Origin of the sequence: Plasticicumulans acidivorans, assembly GCF_003182095.1 — a bacterium.
GTDB classification, from domain to species: domain Bacteria; phylum Pseudomonadota; class Gammaproteobacteria; order Competibacterales; family Competibacteraceae; genus Plasticicumulans; species Plasticicumulans acidivorans.
Genome location: NZ_QGTJ01000011.1, coordinates 1 through 22,224 on the forward strand (window position 1 = coordinate 1; position 22,224 = coordinate 22,224).

Below are 22,224 nucleotides of genomic sequence, written 5' to 3' on the forward strand. Positions count from 1 at the left end.
GCCGATGATAGTGTGGGGCCTCCCCATGTGAAAGTAGGGCACCGCCAGGCACCTTACACAACAAGCCCCTGACCCATTACAACGGTCAGGGGCTTTTTGTTATCTAAAATTTCTAATTCGGTCGATCTCTTTTTCGCGATGTGGAGTCTTTATTCCTGCCTCTCACCGTTAAAATGAGTAATTTTTATGGAAATGTGATGCGTGGTTTTTTTGTGTTGCGACGAAACAGAATGGCTACATGACCAATGCACTGAATCAGTTCAGCGGCGGACGCCTGAATAACAGTGTGAATTAATGTATTGCGGTGCAGGCGATCTTCACCATTAACGCGTATTTTAATCAGCTCATGATGCTCTAGCGCCAGAGCTATTTCATTAAGCACTGATTCGGTGGCCCCGTTTTCACCAATGATTACTACGGGTTTTAGTGTGTGGGCCATTGCCTTAAGGTACTGTTTTTGATTTGGTTTAAGCATTTGCGTGAGGATATATGGCTGAAGATCATAAAAAGAAGGCTCTATCATGCGGTGAATTTCGTGTGGCGGCAAGTCCATTTAATGCAATTAAGTTTGAGCTGGGTGTGATTTTTTTGGTTGGTTTTTTATTACTGCTTGTCTTAGGCCGGATTTTTGCCGGGGAAAATGGCCTTCAGCTGGCGTGGCTTTTGGGGTATGGATGTGCCGCAGCTGCTTGGTTGATTGCACGGGTGCGGTTCGTGACGGGGCGTGTGTTGCGGGGGGAGGGAGGGGATGGCGAGAAGCAGGACGAGTAATCGATGGCTCAAAGAGCATTTCGCAGACGAGTATGTGAAACGCGCTCAGGCAGAGGGGTATCGGTCGCGCGCTGTTTATAAATTGCTTGAAATCCAAGAAAGGGACAAGTTGCTACGCCCGGGGATGACAGTGGTGGATCTTGGTGCTGCGCCTGGTGGGTGGGCTCAGGCTGCTGCGAGCATTGTTGGCGACCAAGGCAAGATAGTGGCTCTTGACCTTCTCCCGATAGATGCCCTTGCTGGGGTGGAGTCGATTCAGGGGGATTTCCGTGATGAGTCTGTTGTTCGTCAGCTATTTGATGTCTTGGAAGGGCGGGCTGTTGACCTTGTTCTTTCAGATATGGCCCCCAATTCCAGCGGAATGCGCGCGGTCGACCAGCCGAGGCAGATGTATCTTGCCGAGCTGGCGCTCGATTTCGCGCGACAAGCCTTGAGCTCTGGGGGAGGGATGCTTGTCAAGGTATTTCAGGGTGAAGGTTTTGATGCCTTGCTGAAAGATTTTCGGGCGAGTTTCGGGTCGGTTGTGTCGCGTAAGCCTAAGGCGTCGCGGGCTCGGAGCTCGGAACTCTACCTGCTGGCGAGGAACTACCGCGCGTAGTATGGTCTCAAAGTTTGTCAGGTCACCCGCCGTAGGGTGGCATTGGCGCCAATGCTTAAGAGTGATGAGGTTCATCCTTTGAACGACATGGTCAAGAACATCCTGCTGTGGGTCGTTATCGCTGTGGTGCTGATGTCGGTCTTCAATAGTTTCGGGCCGCGCACATCGCCTTCGCAACAGGTCACATATTCACAGTTTCTCGATGAGGTCAAGCAGGGTCGCGTCGCCCATGTTTCGATTGACGGTAAATCAATCAGTGGACGTACGAATGCGGGCGAAAAGTTCGTGACTTATAGTCCGGAGACTGATAACGCAGCGATGATAGGCACGTTGCTCGACAATGGTGTTGATATCGAAGGTCGCCCGCCTGAGCAGCAGTCTTTGTTGATGCAGATATTTATTAGCTGGTTCCCGATGTTGCTGCTTATCGGTGTGTGGGTGTTCTTCTTGCGGCAGATGCAAGGCGGTGGCGGTGGCCGCGGTGCGATGTCCTTTGGGAAGTCGCGCGCGCGGATGATGAGCGAAGACCAGATCAAAGTTAGCTTTGCCGATGTTGCTGGATGTGATGAGGCAAAAGAAGAGGTTGGTGAGCTTGTTGAGTTTCTTCGAGATCCCGGAAAATTCCAGCGGCTTGGAGGAAAAATCCCCCGGGGAGTGCTGATGGTGGGCTCTCCTGGTACAGGCAAAACATTGCTGGCGAAAGCGATTGCCGGTGAAGCGAAAGTGCCTTTCTTTTCGATTTCAGGCTCAGATTTCGTAGAGATGTTTGTTGGTGTTGGAGCATCTCGCGTACGGGATATGTTTGACCAAGCGAAAAAACATGCTCCGTGTATTATTTTTATTGATGAAATTGATGCTGTTGGCCGTCATCGTGGTGCTGGATTAGGGGGCGGGCATGACGAACGAGAGCAAACCCTGAATCAGCTGTTGGTTGAAATGGACGGATTTGAGGGGAATGAAGGTATCATCGTCATTGCTGCAACTAACCGGCCTGACGTGCTTGACCCGGCATTGCTCCGCCCCGGGCGTTTTGATCGCCAGGTTGTTGTTCCTTTGCCAGATGTTCGTGGCCGAGAGCAGATTCTGAAAGTTCACATGCGGAAAGTGCCTTTGGGCGGAGATGTTAAACCCGCCTTGATCGCACGCGGCACGCCGGGTTTCTCAGGTGCAGATCTCGCGAATTTGGTCAATGAAGCAGCTCTTTTTGCTGCTCGGGCTAATAAGCGTGAAGTTGGAATGGATGAATTTGAGCGCGCCAAAGATAAAATTATGATGGGCGCAGAACGTAAATCTATGGTTATGAGTGAGCAAGAGAAAAAGCTCACTGCTTATCATGAGGCGGGGCACGCAATTGTCGGACGTTTAGTGCCTGACCATGATCCTGTATATAAGGTGAGCATCATTCCACGAGGTAGGGCTCTCGGTGTGACGATGTTTTTGCCTGAGCAGGATCGGTACAGCTACAGCAAGCTGCGGCTTGAAAGTCAAATTTCAAGTCTGTTCGGCGGACGTATTGCGGAAGTGCTGATTTTTGGAACTGACTCGGTGACAACTGGAGCCTCGAACGACATTGAACGCGCGACAGATATAGCGCGGAATATGGTAACAAAGTGGGGGCTTTCCGAGAGGTTGGGGCCATTAACGTACAGTGAAGATGACGGCGAAGTGTTTCTTGGGCGCTCAGTGACACGGCATAAAAATGTTTCTGATGAAACGGCTCATGTGATTGACGAAGAGGTTCGGTCGGTTATAGATCGTAATTATCTACGTGCAGAGCAGATCTTGCGTGAGCATATGGAAAAACTGCACAAGATGGCTGAAGCTCTGATTAAGTATGAAACGATCGATTCAGATCAAATTGACGACATCATGTCGGGTCGCGATCCTCGTGCGCCTCAGGATTATTCAGATTCTGAGCAGCCGCCCGCCGCGCCGGGCACTTCCTCGCAAGCGCCCGATGGCAAAGCCGATGGTGATGGTGCCATCGGGGGCCCTGCCCAGCAGCATTGAGAGATTTGCATGCGTTTAGCGTGTGGTGATAAAGCACTGGATTTGTCTGGCGCGGTTGTCATGGGGGTCCTTAATGTGACCCCTGATTCCTTTTCAGATGGTGGGAGCTATCTTGATCCTGAACGTGCCCTTGACCGTGCGCTAGAGATGGTCGAGGAAGGGGCTGCTATTATTGATTTAGGGGGGGAGTCTACTCGGCCTGGTGCGCCCGAGGTTTCCGCAGTAGATGAGGTGCGGCGGGTTATTCCCGTTCTTGAGCGTTTGGTTTCAAAAATGCCGGTGCCAATATCTGTCGATACTAGCAAACCAGTAGTGATGAAGGCTGCATTGATAGCTGGCGCGGGAATGATTAACGACATATGCGCATTGTCTGAGCCTGGCGCATTGCATGAGCTTGCAGGTTCAAATGCCGCCGTATGTCTGATGCATATGCAAGGTCGACCGCGGGATATGCAGCTATCCCCTTGTTATGAGGATGTTGTAACGGATGTGTGCCGTTATCTTGAGTCCCGTGTGTGTGAATGTATAGCACAAGGCATTTCGCGGGAGCAGATCGTGCTCGATCCGGGGTTTGGATTTGGTAAATCAGTTGAGAATAACTACAGTCTTCTTAAGCATTTATCCGTTTTTGTGGACCTCGGGATGCCAGTTCTCGCTGGGATGTCACGGAAGTCGATGATCGGTGCTGTGTTGAATGTACCTGTTGTGGAGCGAATGGTGGGAAGTGTTGCTGCGGCATTACTGGCTGTGCAGGCTGGGGCTAAGATTGTGCGCGTTCACGATGTGCTGCCAACAGTTCAGGCGCTTAAGGTGTGGGAAACCGTCCAGCGTGCTGGTTAAACGTTGGTGGAACTGTTTGTGGCAGTTACGGATGGCGCCAGGTTGTACCTGAAAGCCTTTTTGAGCGAGAACAGGAATAATGCAAAAGCGCTTCTTTGGGACTGACGGAATTCGTGGTCGCGTTGGAGAAAGCCCAATTACACCGGAATTCATGCTCAAGCTTGGCTGGGCTGCTGGGCGCGTTCTTGCTCGGGCTGGAAATAGCAAAGTTCTGATCGGGAAAGATACTCGTATCTCGGGTTACATGTTTGAATCTGCTCTTGAGGCAGGTTTGTCTGCTGCGGGTATCAATATCTCATTGCTGGGGCCTATGCCAACTCCAGCTGTCGCGTATTTGACACGGACGCTGCATGCGGATGCGGGAATCGTGATCAGTGCTTCCCATAATCCATATTGGGATAATGGAGTAAAGTTTTTTTCTAGGGATGGAAGAAAACTGCCAGATGATGTTGAATTGGATATAGAGCGCGCTATTGACGAGCTTCTTGTAACTGTCGAACCTGGAGTTCTTGGAAAAGCAGAGCGGGTTGTTGATGCTGCTGGGCGCTATATAGAGTTTTGTAAAAGTACAGTCCCGATGGCGATTGACTTGTCTGGGATTAAAATGGTTGTTGACTGTGCAAATGGCGCCACGTACCACATTGCATCTAATGTGTTTTCAGAGCTTGGGGCTTCGGTGAGCGTTCTGGCTGTCAATCCAGATGGATTGAATATTAATGTGGATTGCGGCTCGACAAAACCAAGGCGTTTGCAGGACGCTGTGCTCATGCAAGGCGCTGATTTAGGGGTTGCTTTTGATGGGGATGGCGACCGCGTTGTTTTTGTTGACTGCAAAGGGAATGTCGTTGATGGCGATGAGCTGTTGTTCATCATCGCTCGAGATCGTCTTAAGCATGGAGAGTTGCCAGGGAGTGCAGTTGTTGGCACACAAATGAGCAATTTTGGACTCGAGTTGGCGTTAGGTAATTTAGGAATCGCTTTACATAGAGCTAAAGTTGGCGATAGATATGTAATGGAGGCATTGGCTGCGAATGGGCTGACTGTCGGAGGGGAAGGGTCGGGGCATCTAATTTGTCTTGATCGTACTACGACAGGGGATGGCATAGTGTCTGCGTTGCAGGTGTTGGCCGCGATGGTGATGGATGGCTGCGGTCTTCATGATTTGGCTGCAGGTATGCGCAAGCTTCCTCAGGTGATGGTCAATGTGCCCATATCAGGGCTGAAGGATTGGATGACGTGCAAGCCGGTTTTGGCTTCTGTGCGAAGTGCGGAGCGCCGGCTGGCTTCGACGGGGCGGGTATTGCTTCGGCCTTCTGGAACAGAGCCTGTGGTTAGAGTGATGGTTGAGGGCGAAGATTCGGTTCTTGTTAACCAGCTTGCACATGAGATTGCTGAGGTTGTTGCACAGCAAGTGGCCTGACGATGAATGAATGCTCTGCACAGAATAGGATTGAGGGCTTTTGCTGATGCGTAATAAGTTGGTGGCTGCGAACTGGAAGATGAACGGTGATTTTAGTGCGCTCGCTGCGTGGGTTGCTGTGATGAAAGAGAGCGTACCCGAGGAGGGCGGTGCTCAGGTCGTCTTTATTCCTCCATATCCTTACCTTCGGGCAGCCGTTGATGCCTTGTGTAGAACCCAGATTGGAGTTGGGGCTCAGGATGTCTCTGCGCATGTGTCGGGTGCGTTTACGGGCGAAGTTTCTGCCGGCATGCTTTTGGAGTGTGGATGCAAGTATGTGCTTGTGGGGCATTCTGAGCGCCGATCCATGTGGAGTGAATCTGATGAAATAGTCGCCGCAAAATTCGAGGCGGCTACAAAGGTTGGGTTGATTCCCATTCTTTGTGTCGGCGAGTGTCTTGAGGAGCGAGAGTTAGGGCTGACGGAAAAAGTTGTTGTGGGGCAATTAAATGGCGTTCTTGATCGTGTTGGTCCCACAATATTTGGTGCTGGTGTCGTAGCATATGAGCCTATCTGGGCGATTGGTACCGGTTTGACGGCAACTCCACAGCAGGCGCAGGAAGTGCATGGAGTTATTCGCTCGCGGCTCGCGGCCTGTGATGATGGGTTGTCTGAAAAAACGCAAATCCTCTATGGGGGTAGTGTGAAAGCGGGGAACGCTACTGAATTGTTTTCGATGCCTGACATTGATGGTGGTCTTGTGGGGGGGGCGTCTCTTGATGCCGGCGAGTTTGCGAAAATCGCAAACGCTGCTTTGTCGCGTTCTTGAGTTCGGTTTGTCATGAGTAGGAAGTAAATGTATACAATTGTAGTGTTTCTCCACGTACTAGTCGCTATTGTTTTAGTTGTATTGGTTTTGCTGCAGCAAGGTAAAGGCGCGGACGCGGGTGCGGCTTTTGGTGCCGGGGCTTCAAGTACCGTATTCGGTGCAAGAGGATCTGCGTCTTTTTTGAGCAGAACCACGGCAGCGTTGGCGACAGTGTTTTTTATTACCAGTTTGACGCTCGCGTGGTTTGCGGCGACGCCGGTCACATCATCTGCAGTGATCCGGCAGATTGATGCGCCAGTCGATTCTTCGTCTCCTGTGGATGTGCCGCGCTTGCCAAGCCAGCCATCGAGCTAGTATAGTTATTGCCCTTCACAAGCCGACGTGGTGGAATTGGTAGACACGCTATCTTGAGGTGGTAGTGGCGAATGCTGTGCCGGTTCGAGTCCGGCCGTCGGCACCAAAAAAGCATCCATGATGGATGCTTTTTTTTTGTTTTTTGTCTTTTGAGGCTTAAAGGACAAGGGAGTGTGGTGTGCCGAATGACAAAGGGCGTTTCTTGACTCTGCTGTACACCGGGTCGTACACTTCCCAAGCTTTAGTCGAGTCTAGGGTGGTTCGACTGCCTCGGTTAACTAGCATCACTTCCTTGAGTTTTTCGCTAAAGAAGGAATGGCGCGGATGCTTGAAAATTACCTTCCAATCCTTGTTTTTGTCGTTATTGGTGTTCTCGTCGGCGTGGGACCTATTGCAATAGGGTTCTTATTGGGGCCGCGGAATCCCGATAGCGAGAAGCTTTCTCCATACGAGTGCGGATTCGAGGCTTTCGAAGATGCTCGTATGAAGTTCGATGTCCGCTATTACCTCGTAGCTATTTTGTTCATCATATTTGACCTCGAAATTGCCTTTCTTTTTCCTTGGGCCGTATCTCTTGACCAGATCGGAGGCTTTGGGTTTTTAGCAATGGCTGTTTTCTTGGGGATTTTGGTGGTCGGCTTCGTCTATGAGTGGAAGAAAGGTGCCTTGGAATGGGAATAGAGGGTGTACTCGAAAAAGGTGTCGTAACGACCACTGCAGACAAGCTGATTAACTGGGCTCGCACGGGGTCGTTATGGCCAATGACTTTTGGGTTGGCATGTTGTGCAGTTGAAATGATGCATGCAGGCGCTTCTCGGTATGATCTGGACAGGTTTGGAATTGTGTTTCGGCCAAGTCCTCGTCAATCAGATGTGATGATCGTCGCCGGAACTCTTGTCAATAAAATGGCGCCAGCCCTGCGTAAAGTGTATGACCAGATGGCGGAGCCCCGATGGGTGATCTCCATGGGCTCCTGTGCCAATGGGGGGGGGTATTATCATTATTCATACGCTGTCGTGCGAGGCTGTGATCGAATAGTGCCAGTTGACGTATATGTGCCGGGTTGTCCACCAACGGCTGAAGCTCTGCTTTATGGAATAATTCAGCTGCAAAATAAAATTAAACGTACTAATACAATCGCCCGATAAGGGATGTTGCCATGGCTGATATTCTCGAAAACTTGCTGGACTCGATTAAATCGCGTTTTGGTGAAAGTCTTGTCGGATGCGGCTTTTGTCAAGGTGAGTTGGCTGTTGATATCGCGTTAGCTGACGCGAAAGAAGTTTTTGCCTCTCTGCGTGATGAATTTCATTTTGAGCAGCTAATTGATCTCGCAGGGGTTGATTATTCGGCTTATGGGGCAAGTGAATGGGCGACAGTAAATACTTCAAGTAGTGGTTTTGGGCGTGGTGTAAATGAAACATCGCCTGGGCGTTCTGCTGAATCGGTAACTGTTTTCGTTGAGACATCGAAAACAAAACAGCGATTTGCTGCTGTCTATCAGCTTTTATCCATTTCTAAAAATACTCGTTTGCGTGTCCGTGTTTTTGCTGAAGACGATGACATGCCGATCATTCCGTCTGTGATTGATGTATGGGCTAGTGCCAGCTGGTATGAGCGAGAAGCGTTTGACTTGTTTGGGTTGTTGTTTGAGGGGCACCCTGATCTTCGTCGCATTTTGACGGATTATGGTTTCGTTGGACACCCGTTCCGAAAAGATTTTCCGCTTATAGGTAATGTAGAAATGCGTTACGACATGGAAAAGGGACGCGTCATTTATGAGCCTGTTTCAATTGAGCCGCGGGTGCTTGTGCCACGAGTGATTCGTGATGATCACCGTTATACAATTGGGTCATGATTTAAAAGGGGTGGTCGCACAATGCCTGAAATTCGTAATTATACTTTAAATTTTGGCCCACAACATCCAGCAGCCCATGGTGTACTCCGCTTGGTGCTTGAGTTGGATGGCGAGGTTATTCAGCGGGCAGATCCGCACATTGGTTTACTCCATCGAGGCACTGAAAAATTAGCTGAGTCAAAGCCATTTAATCAATCCATAGGATACATGGATCGGTTGGATTACGTTTCCATGATGTGCAATGAGCATGGTTACGTGTTGGCTATTGAGAAATTGCTTGGCGTTGATGTTCCTGAGCGGGCCCAATATATCCGCGTTATGTTTGATGAAATTACGCGGATTTTAAATCACCTCATGTGGCTAGGGGCTCATGCGCTGGATATTGGCGCCATGACGGTGTTTTTGTACTGCTTCCGTGAGCGTGAGGATCTCATGGATTGCTACGAATCAGTCTCCGGTGCCCGGATGCATGCGACGTACTATCGCCCCGGAGGCGTGGCGCGGGATTTGCCGCTCAGCATGCCAAAATACGACGCAAGTAAGTACCGTAGTCAAAAGGATGTGGCCAGCCTGAATCGCGCTCGACAAGGCAGTTTGCTCGATTTTATAGAAGATTTTACATCACGTTTTCCTGCTTGCGTTGACGAGTACGAAACGCTGCTGACCGATAATAGAATCTGGAAACAAAGAACCGTAGGTATTGGTGTTGTGTCGCCAGAGAGGGCTTTGCAGCTCGGTTTTTCTGGGCCAATGTTACGAGGTTCAGGTATTGAATGGGATTTGAGAAAAAAGCAGCCATATGAAAAATATGGCTGTTTGGATTTTGAGGTGCCTGTCGGTGTAAACGGAGATTGCTACGATCGTTATTTGGTGCGTGTAGAGGAAATGCGCCAATCTAATAAAATTATCCGTCAGTGTGTTCAATGGTTAAAGAGTCATCAAGGTTCAGTAATGCTTGATGACCACAAGGTCTCTCCGCCAAGAAGAGCTGAAATGAAAGAATCAATGGAGGCGCTGATCCATCATTTTAAGCTCTTCTCTGAAGGCTACTGCGTTCCGGCTGGTGAGGTGTACTCAGCCATTGAGCATCCAAAGGGAGAGTTTGGCGTTTATTTGATTTCCGATGGGGCTAACAAGCCATACAGGGTCAAGGTGCGAGCCCCCGGGTTTGCGCATTTGTCGTCAATAGACGAAATGGTGCGCGGGCACATGCTTGCCGACGTCGTATCTATAATTGGTACGCAGGATATTGTGTTCGGGGAGATTGATCGCTGATGAGCCAGGAAAACAAAAAAATTGAGCTTACTCCTCATGTATGCGAAGAAATCGATCGCTGGGTGGCGAAATATCCAGCGGATCGCAAACAGTCCGCAGTGCTCGCAGCGTTGCGAGAAGTTCAGCATGAGAATGATGGTTATTTGACCGTTCAATTAATGGACGCGGTTGCTGAATACTTGGGGCTTGATCGTATTGCTGTATATGAGGTGGCTTCGTTTTATTCGATGTATGAATTGAAACCTGTTGGTCGGCATAATATTGCTGTGTGTACAAATATTTCATGCATGTTACGTGGGTCAGATGAGATTGTTCGTCATTTAGAAAATAAATTAGGTGTACGTTTGGGGGAAAGCACTGCAGATGGAAAGTATTTTCTGAAAAAAGAAGAAGAGTGCTTGGCGGCTTGCGCAAGCGCGCCAATGATGCAGGTAGACCATGTTTACTATGAAAATTTGTCGCCTGAAAAAATCGACATGATTCTCGATGGCTTGGAGTGAAATTGCTATGTTCTTAAATGGCATGCTGTATTCAACTCGAGAGCTGAGTAATCCTTCGTCATATGAAACGTATGTTAGTCTCGGGGGGTACACTGCATGGCAGCGTATTCTTCGAGGTGAATTAAGCTCGGATGAGGTTATTGAAATTGTTAAGGCGTCTGGGCTGAGAGGACGCGGTGGAGCAGGGTTTCCAACGGGCCTGAAGTGGAGCTTCATGCCGCGCAAAGCACCAGGCCAAAAATATATTGTCTGTAATTCCGATGAGTCGGAACCTGGGACTTGCAAAGATCGAGATATTTTGCGTTTTAATCCGCATGCCTTGGTGGAAGGGATGGCGATAGCTGGCTTCGCGATCGGTGCGACTGTTGGCTATAACTATATGCGCGGTGAGTTCATGGATGAGCCTTATCAGCATTTCGACCGCGCTGTAAGTGATGCATATTCGGCAGGTTTGCTGGGCAAGAATATATCTGGAAGCGGTATCGATTTTGATCTTTATCCAACCCTCGGAGCGGGTGCTTACATTTGCGGTGAAGAAACGGCGTTGCTGGAGTCCTTGGAAGGGAAAAAAGGGCAACCCCGTTTTAAGCCGCCTTTCCCTGCTAGCTATGGGTTATATGGTCGTCCCACGACAATTAATAATACCGAGTCGCTTTCCTCTGTGCCATATATCCTGCGTAATGGTGCAGAGTGGTTTTCTAGTTTGGGAATTCCTGGGGCCGGAGGCTGTAAAATTTTCTCAGTTTCTGGGCATGTTGCGAAACCCGGAAATTACGAGATTAGCTTAGGTACTCCTTTTAAAGATTTGCTCGAAATTGCGGGTGGAATTTGGAAAGGGCGTAAATTGAAGGCGGTTATTCCAGGAGGTTCGTCTGTTCCTGTTGTGCCTGCGGAGATTATTCTTAAAGTAAACATGGATTATGACTCTATCTCAAAAGGAGCTGGATCTATGCTTGGATCTGGAGCCGTTATTGTGATGGATGAAACTACAGACATGGTACGTGCGCTGCAGCGCCTGTCGCGTTTCTATTATTCTGAATCATGTGGTCAATGCACTCCGTGCAGAGAAGGAACCGGGTGGCTGTATCGTATGCTGTGTCGTGTGGTAGATGGGCAAGGACGGGCCGGGGATTTAGAACAGCTTGACCGAGTGGCAAGTAATATCGAGGGAAGAACGATTTGTGCGTTAGGTGACGCTGCTGCAATGCCGGTTCGTAGTTTCTTGAAACATTATCGACATGAGTTTGAGTATTACATCGAGCATAAACGCAGCATGGTGGAAGGCGCATCGGCCGTTACAGCCTAGTATGTCGTAGACGCCATTACCTTTAGCCCGCCGGGAAAAGATTATGAGTGATGATTTGGTGAAAATCGAAGTCAACGGCATTGAGCTCCAAGCGCACAAGGGGCAAATGCTTATTGAAGTGACGGATGCGGCGGGTATCACGATTCCGAGGTTTTGTTATCACAAAAAGCTTTCTGTAGCCGCTAATTGTCGAATGTGTTTGGTTGAGGTGGCGAAAGCACCAAAGCCGCTGCCAGCCTGTGCAACCCCGGTAATGGACGGGATGAAAGTATTAACGCACTCGCCAAAGGCACTGGCTGCTCAGAAAGGCACCATGGAGTTTTTGCTGATCAATCATCCTCTCGATTGCCCAATTTGCGATCAAGGAGGGGAATGCGAACTTCAGGATATTGCAGTAGGTTATGGCGGGGACGTTTCTCATTTTTCAGAGCGAAAGCGTGCCGTAAAGGACAAAAACATCGGACCTCTCGTAGCTACCGAAATGACGCGCTGCATACATTGCACCCGCTGCGTGCGTTTTGGAGAAGAAATTGCGGGCTTGCGAGAAATGGGAGCGACAGGCCGGGGCGAGCACACGGAAATCGGTACATTTGTAGAGATGAGTTTGGCCTCCGAGCTGTCTGGAAATATTATTGATTTATGCCCAGTTGGAGCGCTTACGGCTAAGCCCTCACGTTATACCGCCCGCTCGTGGGAAATGGTTCAGCGTCCAAGCGTAGCTGGGCATGATAGTGTCGGTTCAAATATTTATTACCACGTACGGGGAGGAAAAGTTTTTAGGGTCGTGCCGCGTGAGAATGAGCAAATTAACGAAGTATGGCTGAGTGATCGGGATCGCTTTAGCTACGAGGGACTGAATTCATCTGATAGAGCATTGACCCCCATTCTCCGCGAGGCGGGTGAACTTAAAGCGGTAGCGTGGGAAGATGCTTTATTGCATGCGGCGGAAAGGTTGAAATCTGTTATCGAGAAGCATGGGGCTGAGCAGGTTGGGTTCGTTGTTTCTCCTAACGTTACACTAGAAGAAGGATTTTTAATAAAAAGACTGGCTGCTAATCTTGGCGTTGGTAATGTTGATTATCGACTTAGACAGCTAAGCTTTTCAGGGCAGAAAACTATCTCTGTTGGAAATCAGACTCAAGTTTTGAGCCTGTCGGATTTGGATCAAACACAAGCAGTTTTTGTTATTGGTTCAAATCTTCGCTTAGAGCAACCCTTGTTGGCACACCGCGTGCGCAAAGCCGCGATGAGAGGCGCAAATGTTGCGTTTCTCAATCCTTACTTGTTTCAGCAAAATTTCCTCCCAAGTCAGGAAATAACACTTGCACCGCATGAGCTGCTTGCATCCTTAGCTCGTATTGCAGTCCAACTCTCCAACATAAAGGGAGAAAATCCTCCCTCGATTGATGGGGACTTGGGCGTGACGGCCGCTTCAGAGGTCGCTATAGCAACAGCTTTGGCCGAAGCGGAGCATAGTGTAGTAATTATGGGGCAGATTGCTTATACCCATCCGGATTATGAGAAATTGATGGCCCTTACTCAATTTATTGGGCTGATAGCAGGCGCACGCGTTGCTTTCTTAACGGAAGGAGCTAACTCGGCTGGACTCGCCCAAGTCGGCCTGACTCCACAGAATGTGGATAATTGCAGCCCCGGCAAAAATGCGAGGGAGATGTGGGAAAACCAGCTCCAAGCATATGTTTTGATTGGATTTGAACCAGAATTTGATACAGGACTTCCATTCGAAGCAGCTAAAGCTTTGAGGGCTGCAGAGTTAGTGATAGCACTTACGCCATTTCAGGCTGGACTAATCGAGCATGAGGCAGATGTACTTCTACCAATTGCTACGTTAGCGGAGACTTCCGGAACACTTATTAACTTCGAAAGCCGTGAGCAGTCCTTCAGCGCAGCAGTGTTGCCTGTAGGGGAGGCGAGGCCTGGCTGGAAAGTGCTTCGCGTACTTGGGAACATGCTCGGTTTGGATGGGTTTGATTACTCAAGTTCGGAAGATGTTTTATCTGCTTTCAAAGCAGAGATAAAATCTGAACATCCGCAAAAACTGAATGACGAAATATTTATTCATATTGAAAAGAAACGGCCAGAAGGCCTGCAAAGAGTAGCTGTCGTGCCGCCGTACTCCGTTGATGGGGTGGTCCGCCGAGCGCAATCACTTCAGCAGACCCAGCTGCGTGGACAAACGATTCTGGTTATTAACGGACAGACCGCTCACAGCGTTGGCCTGATTGACGGAGGAGTCGCGACGGTGACTCAGGGAGGTGGAAATGCGCTCCTGTCAGTGGTTGTCGACCATCGTTTGCCAGATAATTGCGTGCTGATTCCGGCAGCTTTGAGTGAAACCGCTACACTCGATTTACGGTGTCCCACTGTCGAAGCAAGTCCGTCTCAGTGAAATCCGTTTTTTGCTAGTGTGCGGGAACAGCACGCTGCGCTAGAAACAGTGCGTAGCGGTACACAACGATAATTCAACAGGATAGTTATTGTGGACAACATTTTGACCCTGTTGCTCATTTTGCTAAAAATCATAGCAATCGTCGCTCCGTTGATGCTTGCCGTGGCGTATCTTACGTTCGCTGAGCGGAAAGTAATCGGTTACATTCAAGTGAGGATTGGTCCTAATAGAGTGGGACCAAAGGGTTGGCTTCAGCCGATCGCTGATGCGGTGAAGTTAATGTTGAAGGAAATTGTACTTCCTTCTGGAGCTAACCGCTTTTTATTTATCCTTGCACCTGTTTTATCGATAGCTCCAGCGTTAGCTGCATGGGCAGTGATTCCTTTCGGCGATGGCGTGGTAGTTTCAAATATCGACGCGGGACTGCTTTATCTGCTGGCAATGACATCACTCGGAGTATACGGAGTTATTATCGCTGGTTGGGCTTCAAACTCGAAATATGCATTTTTAGGCGCGATGCGATCAGCGGCACAAATTGTGGCTTATGAAATAGCGATGGGGTTTGCGCTAGTAGGCGTCCTTATTGCAGGTGGCAGCCTGAATCTTAATGCAATAGTTCTTTCTCAATCGGGTAGTTTTTTACATTGGTTTTGGCTGCCATTGCTGCCACTTTTTGTTGTGTACTTTATATCGGGTGTGGCCGAAACCAATCGTGCACCTTTCGATGTTGCTGAAGGTGAGTCGGAAATCGTTGCCGGTTTCCATGTAGAGTATTCAGGAATGGTATTCGCCGTATTTTTCTTGGCTGAATACGCAAACATGATTCTAATCTCAGCATTATCGGCGACGATGTTTTTAGGGGGGTGGTTGTCTCCTTTTGAGGGAATTCCCCTCCTTGAGTCGTTGTTTTCGTGGGTGCCAGGCCCCGTCTGGTTGATTCTAAAAACCTCGCTGTTCCTCTTTCTGTTTCTCTGGTTTAGAGCCACGTTTCCACGGTATCGCTACGATCAAATCATGCGGTTAGGCTGGAAGGTTTTTATTCCTGTTACGATCGTATGGCTTTCCGTAGTAGCTGTTGCCAAATACCTCCATATCGCTCCGTGGTTCAATTGATAGTAGAGAGAACTGTATGAACATTATGAGGCAGTATTTTAAAAGTTTTCTACTATGGGAGTTGCTTCTTGGGCTGCGCCTTACTGGGCGTTATCTATTTGCAAAAAAAGTGACAGTTCAGTATCCAGAGGAAAAAACGCCCCTCTCTCCTAGATTTCGTGGGTTACATGCTCTTCGGCGCTATCCGAATGGTGAAGAGCGTTGTATTGCCTGCAAACTTTGTGAAGCGGTCTGCCCTGCTCTGGCAATAACAATAGATTTGCAACAACGAGATGATGGTACTCGTAGAACAACAAAATACGAAATCGATTTATTTAAATGTATTTTTTGCGGTTTTTGCGAAGAATCATGTCCTGTCGACTCGATAGTTGAAACAAGAGTATTTGATTACCATTTTGAGTCTAGAGAAGACTCCATTATGACGAAACAAAAGCTGTTGACGCACGGCGATCGAATGGAGTCCAGCATTGCCGCTGATCGAGCAGTAGACGCCCCGTATCGTTGATTGCACCAGTCTCACTGGCTAGTTAGGAAGCGAAAAAATGGGCTTTGAAAGATTCTTGTTTTATTTTTTTTCGATTGTATTGGTGCTGTCAGCACTTCGAGTTATTACCGTACGTAATCCTGTTCACGCCGTTTTATTCCTCGTGCTGTGTTTTTTTACAAGTTCGGCACTGTGGTTACTTTTGCAAGCAGAGTTTCTCGCCATTGCATTAGTGCTAGTTTATGTCGGGGCAGTGATGGTGCTATTTCTATTCGTTGTCATGATGCTTGATGTAAATGTCACGCCATTAAGGGAAGGATTTATAAAAAATGCGCCTCTCGGCTTGGCAATTGCCGTTGTTATCGTGATTGAGATGTTTCTGGTCATCGCTTCGTCGAAGTCAGGGGGCGTCGCGTTGTCCAGTGTCGTTGGGCCGGTTGAGCAAGGTGCTAATTTCAGCAATACAAAAGAGCTGGGCGGGGTCTTATATACGTTATATGCTTATCCGTTTGAATTGGCTGCAACTGTTTTGTTGGTCGCCATCGTGGCTGCTATAGCTCTGACCATGCGACGTAGAAACGGTGTTAAATACGTTGATCCGGCTAAACAAGTTGTAATTAGTCGAGAAGGTAGAGTTCGGTTGGTAAATATTCCGGTGGCTGGCGATAAAAGCGAAGGTTAAAACATCAGCTTTTCGTCAGAGAATAGATACACACGCGCGGCGCAATCTTTTTTGTGGTTTGAGTTCGCGTTTGTTTTTAAAAAACTATTCGGGGTGGGAGCTCATGCTAGCGCTTAATGATTATTTGATGCTGGGAGCAGTGCTTTTTTGCCTCAGTGTGGCAGGCATTTTTCTAAATAAGAAAAATGTAATAATTTTATTGATGTCTATTGAGTTGATGCTGCTGGCAGTTAATTTTAATTTTATTGCTTTTTCCCGCTTTATGGGAGATACGGCAGGGCAGGTTTTTGTCTTCTTTATACTCACCGTTGCCGCCGCCGAAGCGGCGATAGGCCTGGCAATTTTAGTTGTACTGTTTCGTAGTCGTCGAACGATTAATGTTGCCGACCTTGACGCGATGAAGGGCTGAGCGAATGCAAAACATTTATCTTTCGATCGTAATTGCTCCTTTAGTCGGCGCTCTGATTGCAGGCTTGTTCGGTAAGAAAATCGGCCGATCAGCATCTCACTGGGTGACGATCGGAGGGGTTGGCATTTCATTTTTTTTATCTTTGTTGGTATTTCAACATCATGTTATCCAAGGAGCGGCTGCTTACAACGATACCGTTTATACTTGGATGGTTGTCGATGGGATTAAGTTTGAGGTAGGTTTTCTCATCGATAACTTGACTGTCATGATGATGACGGTCGTTACTTTTGTTTCTTTGATGGTGCACATTTACACCATTGGTTACATGTCGGATGATTCCGGCTATCAGCGGTTTTTTAGTTACATCTCATTGTTCACATTTTCGATGCTAATGCTTGTCATGTCGAACAATTTCCTACAGTTGTTTTTTGGGTGGGAAGCTGTGGGTGTTGTTTCGTATTTGCTTATTGGCTTTTGGTTTAAGAAGCCAACAGCAATTTACGCTAACATGAAAGCGTTCCTTGTTAATCGGGTCGGTGATTTTGGGTTTTTGCTCGGAATTGCTGGCGTGCTAATGTATTTTAATAGTCTTGATTATGCTGATGTTTTTCGAGCAGCGCCGTTGTTTGCAACTAAAACTATTGAAATTATTCCGGGGACAGAATGGTCTCTGATGTCAGTAGTTTGCATTCTGCTTTTTATTGGGGCAATGGGTAAGTCGGCGCAGATTCCTCTCCATGTTTGGTTGCCCGACTCAATGGAGGGCCCAACTCCTATTTCAGCGCTGATTCATGCGGCAACAATGGTTACCGCAGGTATTTTTATGGTTTCGCGGATGTCTCCGCTATTTGAATTGTCTACTACAGCGCTGAGTTTTGTGCTGGTTATTGGCGCGCTAACAGCTCTCTTTATGGGGTTTCTTGGCATTATCCAAAACGACATTAAGCGCGTCGTTGCGTATTCTACACTTTCGCAACTCGGCTATATGACTGTCGCTCTCGGTGTGTCGGCATATTCCGCCGCAGTATTTCATCTGATGACGCATGCGTTCTTTAAAGCGTTATTATTCTTGGGTGCGGGCTCAGTTATTATCGGCATGCATCATGAGCAGGATATGCGGAAAATGGGAGGGCTGCGTAAATATATGCCGATTACGTGGATTACTTCGTTGGTCGGCTCCCTTGCTTTAATTGGATTTCCTGGATTTTCTGGGTTTTATTCGAAGGATAGTATAATTGAAGCTGTCCATGCATCTAATATTGCTGGCTCTGGATTTGCGTATTTTGCGGTTATTGTTGGTGTATTTGTTACGGCTTTTTATTCATTCCGTATGTATTTCCTTGTCTTTCATGGTGAAGAGCGCTTTCGCCATAATCATCACCATGCTGAAGACTCAGGGATACACGGACATGACCACGCCGTAACACCACATGAGTCGCCTTGGGTTGTGACTATTCCATTAATTATGCTGGCATTGCCATCTGTAGTTATTGGTGGAAAAACCATCGGTAGTATTTTGTTCGGTGATTATTTTTCGGGGGTTATTTATGTCGAGCACGAGCACGACACAATAGCTCACATTGCAGAGCACTTTCATGGGGCTTTCAGCTTTGCAATGCATGGCTTTATTGGATTGCCCTTCTGGCTGGCAATGGCTGGTGTCGGAAGTGCCTGGTTTATTTATATGAAACGGCCAGAGTTGGCAGATGCATTTAAGAGCAAACTGTCGCCTGTTTATAATTTATTAGAGCGTAAATACGGATTTGATGAATTCAATCAAGCCGTGTTTGCGAATGGCAGTGTGAATCTTGGCAAATGCTTGTGGAAATTCGGTGATGCAGCCTTAATCGATGGTGTGATTGTGAATGGATCAGCGAAGGTCATTGGCTGGGTTGCGTCAATAGTCCGTCATGTGCAGTCCGGGTATTTGTACCATTATGCCTTTGCCATGATTATCGGGTTGCTGGGCATGCTGACCTGGATCGTTGTCCGGTGAGCTCGGGGGAATCCAAATAATATGTTATCCGAACTTCCGCTTCTTAGTTTGACCATTTGGACGCCGATACTCGGTGGAATAGCTGTTCTGTTTGTTGGAGATGACAGCCCGGCAAAGGCGCGGCGGCTTGCTTTGGTGGTCGCAGTCGCAACATTTGTGCTTAGCCTGCCTTTATGGACTGGTTTTGATGTCACAACGGCAGCTATGCAATTTGGGGAATTCTGGCCTTGGATTTCAGCATTTAAAATCAACTACCATCTTGGTGTTGATGGGTTTTCGATGCCGCTTGTTTTGCTGACAACATTTATTACCGTTCTTGTTGTCATCGCCGGCTGGGAGGTTGTGCAGTATCGCGTTGCTCAGTACATGGCGGCTTTTCTTATCATGGAAGGCCTCATGATCGGTGTATTTGCAGCACTTGATGCAATTCTTTTTTATGTGTTTTTTGAAGCAATGTTGATTCCCATGTTCCTCGTGATTGGGATTTGGGGTGGGCCTCGCAGAGTTTATGCAACTATAAAGTTTTTTCTTTATACCTTCTTCGGCTCGGTTTTTATGCTGATTGCGCTGCTTTACATGTATTTCAAGTCAGGCAGCTTTGAAATATTAGAATTTCATCAGCTCAAGCTAGGGATGACCGAGCAGATACTTATTTTTCTTTCTTTCATGTTGGCTTTTGCCGTCAAAGTGCCGATGTTTCCTGTTCATACATGGTTGCCTGATGCACATGTTGAAGCCCCGACGGGGGGTTCAGTTGTACTCGCGGCGATAACGTTAAAGATTGGCGGTTACGGTTTCGTTCGTTTTGCCCTGCCAATTACTCCTGATGCTTCCGCATCTCTGGACTGGCTGATTATCGGAATGTCCTTGATCGCGGTGGTTTACATAGGCTTGGTTGCTCTCATTCAGCAAGACATGAAAAAGCTGATTGCCTATTCGTCCATAGCCCATATGGGCTTCGTGACCTTGGGCTTTTTTGTCATGTTTGCAATTTTGCGGTCAACGAATTCCCTGTCTGGTGCTGCATTGGGTATTCAGGGCGGCATGGTGCAGATGGTTTCGCATGGGTTTATTTCTGGCGCAATGTTTCTTTGCGTCGGTGTGCTGTATGACCGTGTGCATTCTAGGCAAATTCAAGATTATGGTGGCGTAGCTAATACTATGCCGGTGTTTGCAAGTTTTATGGTTCTTTTTGGGTTTGCTAATGCGGGGTTGCCAGGTACTTCCGGGTTCATTGGAGAGTTTATGGTGGTCTTGGCAAGCTTTAAAGGAAGTTTCTGGATTGCTTTCTTAGCAGCCCTTACTTTGATCCTCGGTGCTGCTTATACGTTGTGGTTGATAAAGCGTGTAGTGTTTGGCGAGGTCGTTCACAAGCATGTGGCCGAATTACAGGATATCAATACACGCGAATTTACTATCCTTTTGGTATTGGCAGTTGCTGTTCTCGGGTTGGGCTTGTGGCCCCAGCCATTGACGGATGTGTTGCAGGCGTCAGTCAATAACTTAGTTCAGCATGTGGCAGTCTCGAAACTCTGAGTGAATGTACTGTTGGGGCGCTATCCAACTTTATCTTCCCATTAAATTACTCTTGGTATGTGGATCAAACCATGACATTCATTCCACCTGAGCTTCTTCCCGCAGCGCCAGAGATTTTTGTACTTACGATGGCCTGCGTGATTTTGGTGATAGATGTTTGTTTGAATGATGAGGATAAAACTACTACTCATTGGTTGTGTCAGGGCGCTTTGCTTGGCGGTCTGATTCTTACTTGGATGACTGGTGGTAGTGGCGAAAGAATAACTTTTAACGGGCATTTCGTTCGGGATGCTATGGCGGATGTATTAAAGGTAGGAATTTTTTTGGCTGGCTCGGGGGCCCTAATCTTTGCTCGCGATTATTTGCGGATGAGGAAGTTAGTGCGAGGAGAGTATTTTGTTCTAACCGTTTTTGCTGTTTTAGGCATGATGGTGATGGTGTCGGCAGGGAGCTTTCTTTCTGTTTACCTCGGTCTTGAGTTGCTTTCACTCTCGCTGTATGCGTTGGTCGCCTTTAACCGTGACAGCGCGGTGTCGACTGAGGCTGCAATGAAGTATTTTGTTCTCGGAGCCTTGGCGTCAGGAATGCTGCTTTATGGTATTTCCATGATGTATGGGGCTACAGGATCAATCGATCTTCGAACTGTAGGCAATGCTGTTTTGGCGGAAGGAAATAAAAGCTTAATAATGGTGTTCGGTATCGCCTTTTTGGTTGTCGGTCTTGGCTTTAAGTTCGGAGCAGTGCCTTTTCATATGTGGGTGCCTGATGTGTACCAAGGGGCTCCGACATCGGTGACCTTGCTGATTGGCTCTGCTCCTAAGATCGCAGCGTTTGCTCTTGTTATGCGTGTTCTCGTTGAGGGGGCATCCGGGCTGCAGGCTGATTGGCAGCAGATGTTGTTAGTTTTAGCGGTTTTGTCTATTGCCTTAGGCAACGTTGTGGCAATTGCGCAGACTAATATTAAGCGCATGTTGGCGTATTCGACGATTTCGCATGTCGGGTTCGTATTTCTCGGAATAGCTTCTGGAAGTCCAGATGGTTATGCCTCATCAATGTTTTATGTTCTTACTTATGTGCTTAGTACGGTCGCTGTTTTCGGTGTGATTATTTTGTGTGGAAAAGAGCGGGATGTTGAAAATATTTCCGATCTGAAAGGTCTGAATGACCGCAGCCCGTGGATGGCTTTTCTGATGTTGATATTGATGATGTCAATGGCGGGGATTCCGTTCTTGGTTGGTTTTTATGCGAAATTTGCAGTTCTTCAGAGTCTTGTTAACGAAGGTTTTGTTGGTGTCGCGTTGTTCGCTGTGCTGCTTTCCGTAATAGGGGCTTTTTATTATTTGAGAGTTGTTAAAGTAATGTATTTTGATAAAGGAGATGGCGATGAAGTGCACATCGAACTGGCTAGCGATACAAAGGTTGTTGCCTCTGTAACGGCTCTTGCTGTGCTGTTTTTGGGCGTTTATCCGTCTGCCTTGATGGCGCTTTGTGTCGCTACGGTTCGTTAGGTCAGCGTGTAGTTTTAAAATGGTGCTGGAGATGCAGAGCCTGTTGATTTGGGGATGGTTCTTGATTGGCGTTGTCAGCGTTAATCTTCCATGGCTGAGTGACAGGCTTTTTTTCGCCTTCCCTGTAAAGAGGAAGGCCAGTTGGATGCGCTGGTGTGAGTGGCTGGCTTTTTCGATTTTAGTAACGATATCTGGGAGAGGTGCTGAATTTAAACTAACAGGAACAGTTCATGGTCAGGATTGGGAATATTATGTTGTAATGTTGTGTTTGTTATTGGTGGGGGCATTTCCATCTTTTGTATGGTTTCATCATAAGCTAGGCGCAAGACGCACGATGTGGTAAGGA

23 protein-coding genes and 1 tRNA gene are annotated in these 22,224 nt (G+C 47.9%); 23 read left to right on the top strand and 1 reads right to left on the bottom strand.

The window, feature by feature from the left end:
* Positions 1-184 precede the first annotated feature (184 nt).
* Positions 185-475, bottom strand: coding sequence for a ribosome assembly RNA-binding protein YhbY (gene yhbY, locus C7443_RS16085; RefSeq protein WP_110019763.1), 291 nt, complete (start codon positions 473-475; stop codon positions 185-187).
* A 14-nt stretch (positions 476-489) separates the two neighbouring features.
* Between yhbY and C7443_RS19965 the strand changes: the two genes are divergently transcribed.
* The 23 genes from C7443_RS19965 (at position 490) to C7443_RS16195 (ending at position 22,221) form a co-directional block, all read left to right on the top strand.
* Positions 490-771 carry a hypothetical protein gene (locus C7443_RS19965; protein ID WP_146213323.1) on the top strand — a complete coding sequence of 94 codons (282 nt, stop codon included), beginning with the start codon at positions 490-492 and terminating at the stop codon, positions 769-771.
* Entirely contained in the window at positions 749-1,369 is a 621-nt protein-coding gene (gene rlmE, locus C7443_RS16090; protein WP_110019647.1) for a 23S rRNA (uridine(2552)-2'-O)-methyltransferase RlmE, read from the top strand. Before C7443_RS19965 ends, rlmE begins: the two co-directional genes overlap by 23 nt.
* 78 nt (positions 1,370-1,447) lie before the next feature.
* Positions 1,448-3,379, top strand: a complete 1,932-nt coding sequence (ftsH, locus tag C7443_RS16095; protein WP_110019764.1) for an ATP-dependent zinc metalloprotease FtsH — start codon at positions 1,448-1,450, stop codon at positions 3,377-3,379.
* 9 nt (positions 3,380-3,388) lie between these two features.
* The gene (folP, locus tag C7443_RS16100) at positions 3,389-4,219 is read left to right on the top strand and encodes a dihydropteroate synthase (protein WP_110019648.1); all 831 of its coding nucleotides are present in this window, start codon (positions 3,389-3,391) and stop codon (positions 4,217-4,219) included.
* Positions 4,220-4,295: 76 nt separating this feature from the next.
* Positions 4,296-5,639 (top strand): phosphoglucosamine mutase, encoded by a 1,344-nt coding sequence (gene glmM / locus C7443_RS16105; protein WP_110019649.1) that lies wholly within the window; start codon positions 4,296-4,298, stop codon positions 5,637-5,639.
* Between the two features lie 46 nt (positions 5,640-5,685).
* Positions 5,686-6,447: a triose-phosphate isomerase gene (tpiA, locus tag C7443_RS16110; RefSeq protein WP_110019765.1), complete on the top strand. Its 762-nt coding sequence runs from the start codon at positions 5,686-5,688 to the stop codon at positions 6,445-6,447.
* 27 nt (positions 6,448-6,474) lie between these two features.
* A complete protein-coding gene (gene secG, locus C7443_RS16115; protein ID WP_110019650.1) occupies positions 6,475-6,801 on the top strand; it encodes a preprotein translocase subunit SecG in 327 nt (108 codons plus the stop codon).
* Positions 6,802-6,822: 21 nt separating this feature from the next.
* Positions 6,823-6,907 (top strand) — tRNA-Leu (locus C7443_RS16120).
* A 218-nt stretch (positions 6,908-7,125) separates the two neighbouring features.
* Positions 7,126-7,482 (top strand): NADH-quinone oxidoreductase subunit A, encoded by a 357-nt coding sequence (locus C7443_RS16125; protein ID WP_110019651.1) that lies wholly within the window; start codon positions 7,126-7,128, stop codon positions 7,480-7,482.
* Positions 7,473-7,949: a NuoB/complex I 20 kDa subunit family protein gene (locus C7443_RS16130; protein ID WP_110019652.1), complete on the top strand. Its 477-nt coding sequence runs from the start codon at positions 7,473-7,475 to the stop codon at positions 7,947-7,949. Before C7443_RS16125 ends, C7443_RS16130 begins: the two co-directional genes overlap by 10 nt.
* A gap of 11 nt (positions 7,950-7,960) precedes the next feature.
* On the top strand, positions 7,961-8,659 hold the full coding sequence (locus C7443_RS16135) for an NADH-quinone oxidoreductase subunit C (RefSeq protein ID WP_110019653.1): 699 nt from the start codon (positions 7,961-7,963) through the stop codon (positions 8,657-8,659).
* Positions 8,660-8,680: 21 nt separating this feature from the next.
* Positions 8,681-9,934, top strand: coding sequence for an NADH-quinone oxidoreductase subunit D (locus tag C7443_RS16140; protein ID WP_110019654.1), 1,254 nt, complete (start codon positions 8,681-8,683; stop codon positions 9,932-9,934).
* Positions 9,934-10,434: an NADH-quinone oxidoreductase subunit NuoE family protein gene (locus C7443_RS16145; protein ID WP_110019655.1), complete on the top strand. Its 501-nt coding sequence runs from the start codon at positions 9,934-9,936 to the stop codon at positions 10,432-10,434. The genes C7443_RS16140 and C7443_RS16145 overlap by 1 nt, the downstream gene beginning before the upstream one ends.
* Before the next feature lie 22 nt (positions 10,435-10,456).
* Positions 10,457-11,740 (top strand): NADH-quinone oxidoreductase subunit NuoF, encoded by a 1,284-nt coding sequence (nuoF, locus tag C7443_RS16150; RefSeq protein ID WP_425467105.1) that lies wholly within the window; start codon positions 10,457-10,459, stop codon positions 11,738-11,740.
* A 43-nt stretch (positions 11,741-11,783) separates the two neighbouring features.
* Positions 11,784-14,150 (top strand): NADH-quinone oxidoreductase subunit NuoG, encoded by a 2,367-nt coding sequence (gene nuoG, locus C7443_RS16155; RefSeq protein WP_110019657.1) that lies wholly within the window; start codon positions 11,784-11,786, stop codon positions 14,148-14,150.
* Positions 14,151-14,240: 90 nt separating this feature from the next.
* The gene (nuoH, locus tag C7443_RS16160) at positions 14,241-15,263 is read left to right on the top strand and encodes an NADH-quinone oxidoreductase subunit NuoH (protein WP_425467101.1); all 1,023 of its coding nucleotides are present in this window, start codon (positions 14,241-14,243) and stop codon (positions 15,261-15,263) included.
* A 16-nt stretch (positions 15,264-15,279) separates the two neighbouring features.
* Positions 15,280-15,768, top strand: coding sequence for an NADH-quinone oxidoreductase subunit NuoI (nuoI, locus tag C7443_RS16165; RefSeq protein WP_110019659.1), 489 nt, complete (start codon positions 15,280-15,282; stop codon positions 15,766-15,768).
* A 37-nt stretch (positions 15,769-15,805) separates the two neighbouring features.
* Positions 15,806-16,429: an NADH-quinone oxidoreductase subunit J gene (locus C7443_RS16170; protein ID WP_110019660.1), complete on the top strand. Its 624-nt coding sequence runs from the start codon at positions 15,806-15,808 to the stop codon at positions 16,427-16,429.
* 103 nt (positions 16,430-16,532) lie between these two features.
* Positions 16,533-16,838 (top strand): NADH-quinone oxidoreductase subunit NuoK, encoded by a 306-nt coding sequence (gene nuoK, locus C7443_RS16175; protein WP_110019766.1) that lies wholly within the window; start codon positions 16,533-16,535, stop codon positions 16,836-16,838.
* A 4-nt stretch (positions 16,839-16,842) separates the two neighbouring features.
* The gene (nuoL, locus tag C7443_RS16180) at positions 16,843-18,834 is read left to right on the top strand and encodes an NADH-quinone oxidoreductase subunit L (protein ID WP_110019661.1); all 1,992 of its coding nucleotides are present in this window, start codon (positions 16,843-16,845) and stop codon (positions 18,832-18,834) included.
* Between the two features lie 21 nt (positions 18,835-18,855).
* Positions 18,856-20,370: an NADH-quinone oxidoreductase subunit M gene (locus C7443_RS16185; protein ID WP_110019662.1), complete on the top strand. Its 1,515-nt coding sequence runs from the start codon at positions 18,856-18,858 to the stop codon at positions 20,368-20,370.
* 71 nt (positions 20,371-20,441) lie between these two features.
* The gene (nuoN, locus tag C7443_RS16190; protein ID WP_110019663.1) at positions 20,442-21,878 is read left to right on the top strand and encodes an NADH-quinone oxidoreductase subunit NuoN; all 1,437 of its coding nucleotides are present in this window, start codon (positions 20,442-20,444) and stop codon (positions 21,876-21,878) included.
* Positions 21,879-21,909: 31 nt separating this feature from the next.
* Positions 21,910-22,221: a DUF2818 family protein gene (locus C7443_RS16195; RefSeq protein ID WP_170123649.1), complete on the top strand. Its 312-nt coding sequence runs from the start codon at positions 21,910-21,912 to the stop codon at positions 22,219-22,221.
* Positions 22,222-22,224 lie beyond the last annotated feature (3 nt).

Coding starts and splice junctions, on each gene's coding strand:
- C7443_RS16170 (WP_110019660.1), top strand. CDS start 15,806: ATGGGCTTTGAAAGATTCTTGTTTTATTTTTTTTCGATTGTATTGGTG.
- C7443_RS16125 (WP_110019651.1), top strand. CDS start 7,126: ATGCTTGAAAATTACCTTCCAATCCTTGTTTTTGTCGTTATTGGTGTT.
- nuoF (WP_425467105.1), top strand. CDS start 10,457: ATGCTGTATTCAACTCGAGAGCTGAGTAATCCTTCGTCATATGAAACG.
- secG (WP_110019650.1), top strand. CDS start 6,475: ATGTATACAATTGTAGTGTTTCTCCACGTACTAGTCGCTATTGTTTTA.
- folP (WP_110019648.1), top strand. CDS start 3,389: ATGCGTTTAGCGTGTGGTGATAAAGCACTGGATTTGTCTGGCGCGGTT.
- C7443_RS16140 (WP_110019654.1), top strand. CDS start 8,681: ATGCCTGAAATTCGTAATTATACTTTAAATTTTGGCCCACAACATCCA.
- yhbY (WP_110019763.1), bottom strand. CDS start 475: ATGCTTAAACCAAATCAAAAACAGTACCTTAAGGCAATGGCCCACACA.
- tpiA (WP_110019765.1), top strand. CDS start 5,686: ATGCGTAATAAGTTGGTGGCTGCGAACTGGAAGATGAACGGTGATTTT.
- nuoL (WP_110019661.1), top strand. CDS start 16,843: ATGCAAAACATTTATCTTTCGATCGTAATTGCTCCTTTAGTCGGCGCT.
- C7443_RS16130 (WP_110019652.1), top strand. CDS start 7,473: ATGGGAATAGAGGGTGTACTCGAAAAAGGTGTCGTAACGACCACTGCA.
- rlmE (WP_110019647.1), top strand. CDS start 749: ATGGCGAGAAGCAGGACGAGTAATCGATGGCTCAAAGAGCATTTCGCA.
- C7443_RS16195 (WP_170123649.1), top strand. CDS start 21,910: ATGCAGAGCCTGTTGATTTGGGGATGGTTCTTGATTGGCGTTGTCAGC.
- C7443_RS19965 (WP_146213323.1), top strand. CDS start 490: ATGGCTGAAGATCATAAAAAGAAGGCTCTATCATGCGGTGAATTTCGT.
- C7443_RS16145 (WP_110019655.1), top strand. CDS start 9,934: ATGAGCCAGGAAAACAAAAAAATTGAGCTTACTCCTCATGTATGCGAA.
- C7443_RS16135 (WP_110019653.1), top strand. CDS start 7,961: ATGGCTGATATTCTCGAAAACTTGCTGGACTCGATTAAATCGCGTTTT.
- nuoI (WP_110019659.1), top strand. CDS start 15,280: ATGAACATTATGAGGCAGTATTTTAAAAGTTTTCTACTATGGGAGTTG.
- C7443_RS16185 (WP_110019662.1), top strand. CDS start 18,856: ATGTTATCCGAACTTCCGCTTCTTAGTTTGACCATTTGGACGCCGATA.
- nuoG (WP_110019657.1), top strand. CDS start 11,784: ATGAGTGATGATTTGGTGAAAATCGAAGTCAACGGCATTGAGCTCCAA.
- nuoK (WP_110019766.1), top strand. CDS start 16,533: ATGCTAGCGCTTAATGATTATTTGATGCTGGGAGCAGTGCTTTTTTGC.
- nuoN (WP_110019663.1), top strand. CDS start 20,442: ATGACATTCATTCCACCTGAGCTTCTTCCCGCAGCGCCAGAGATTTTT.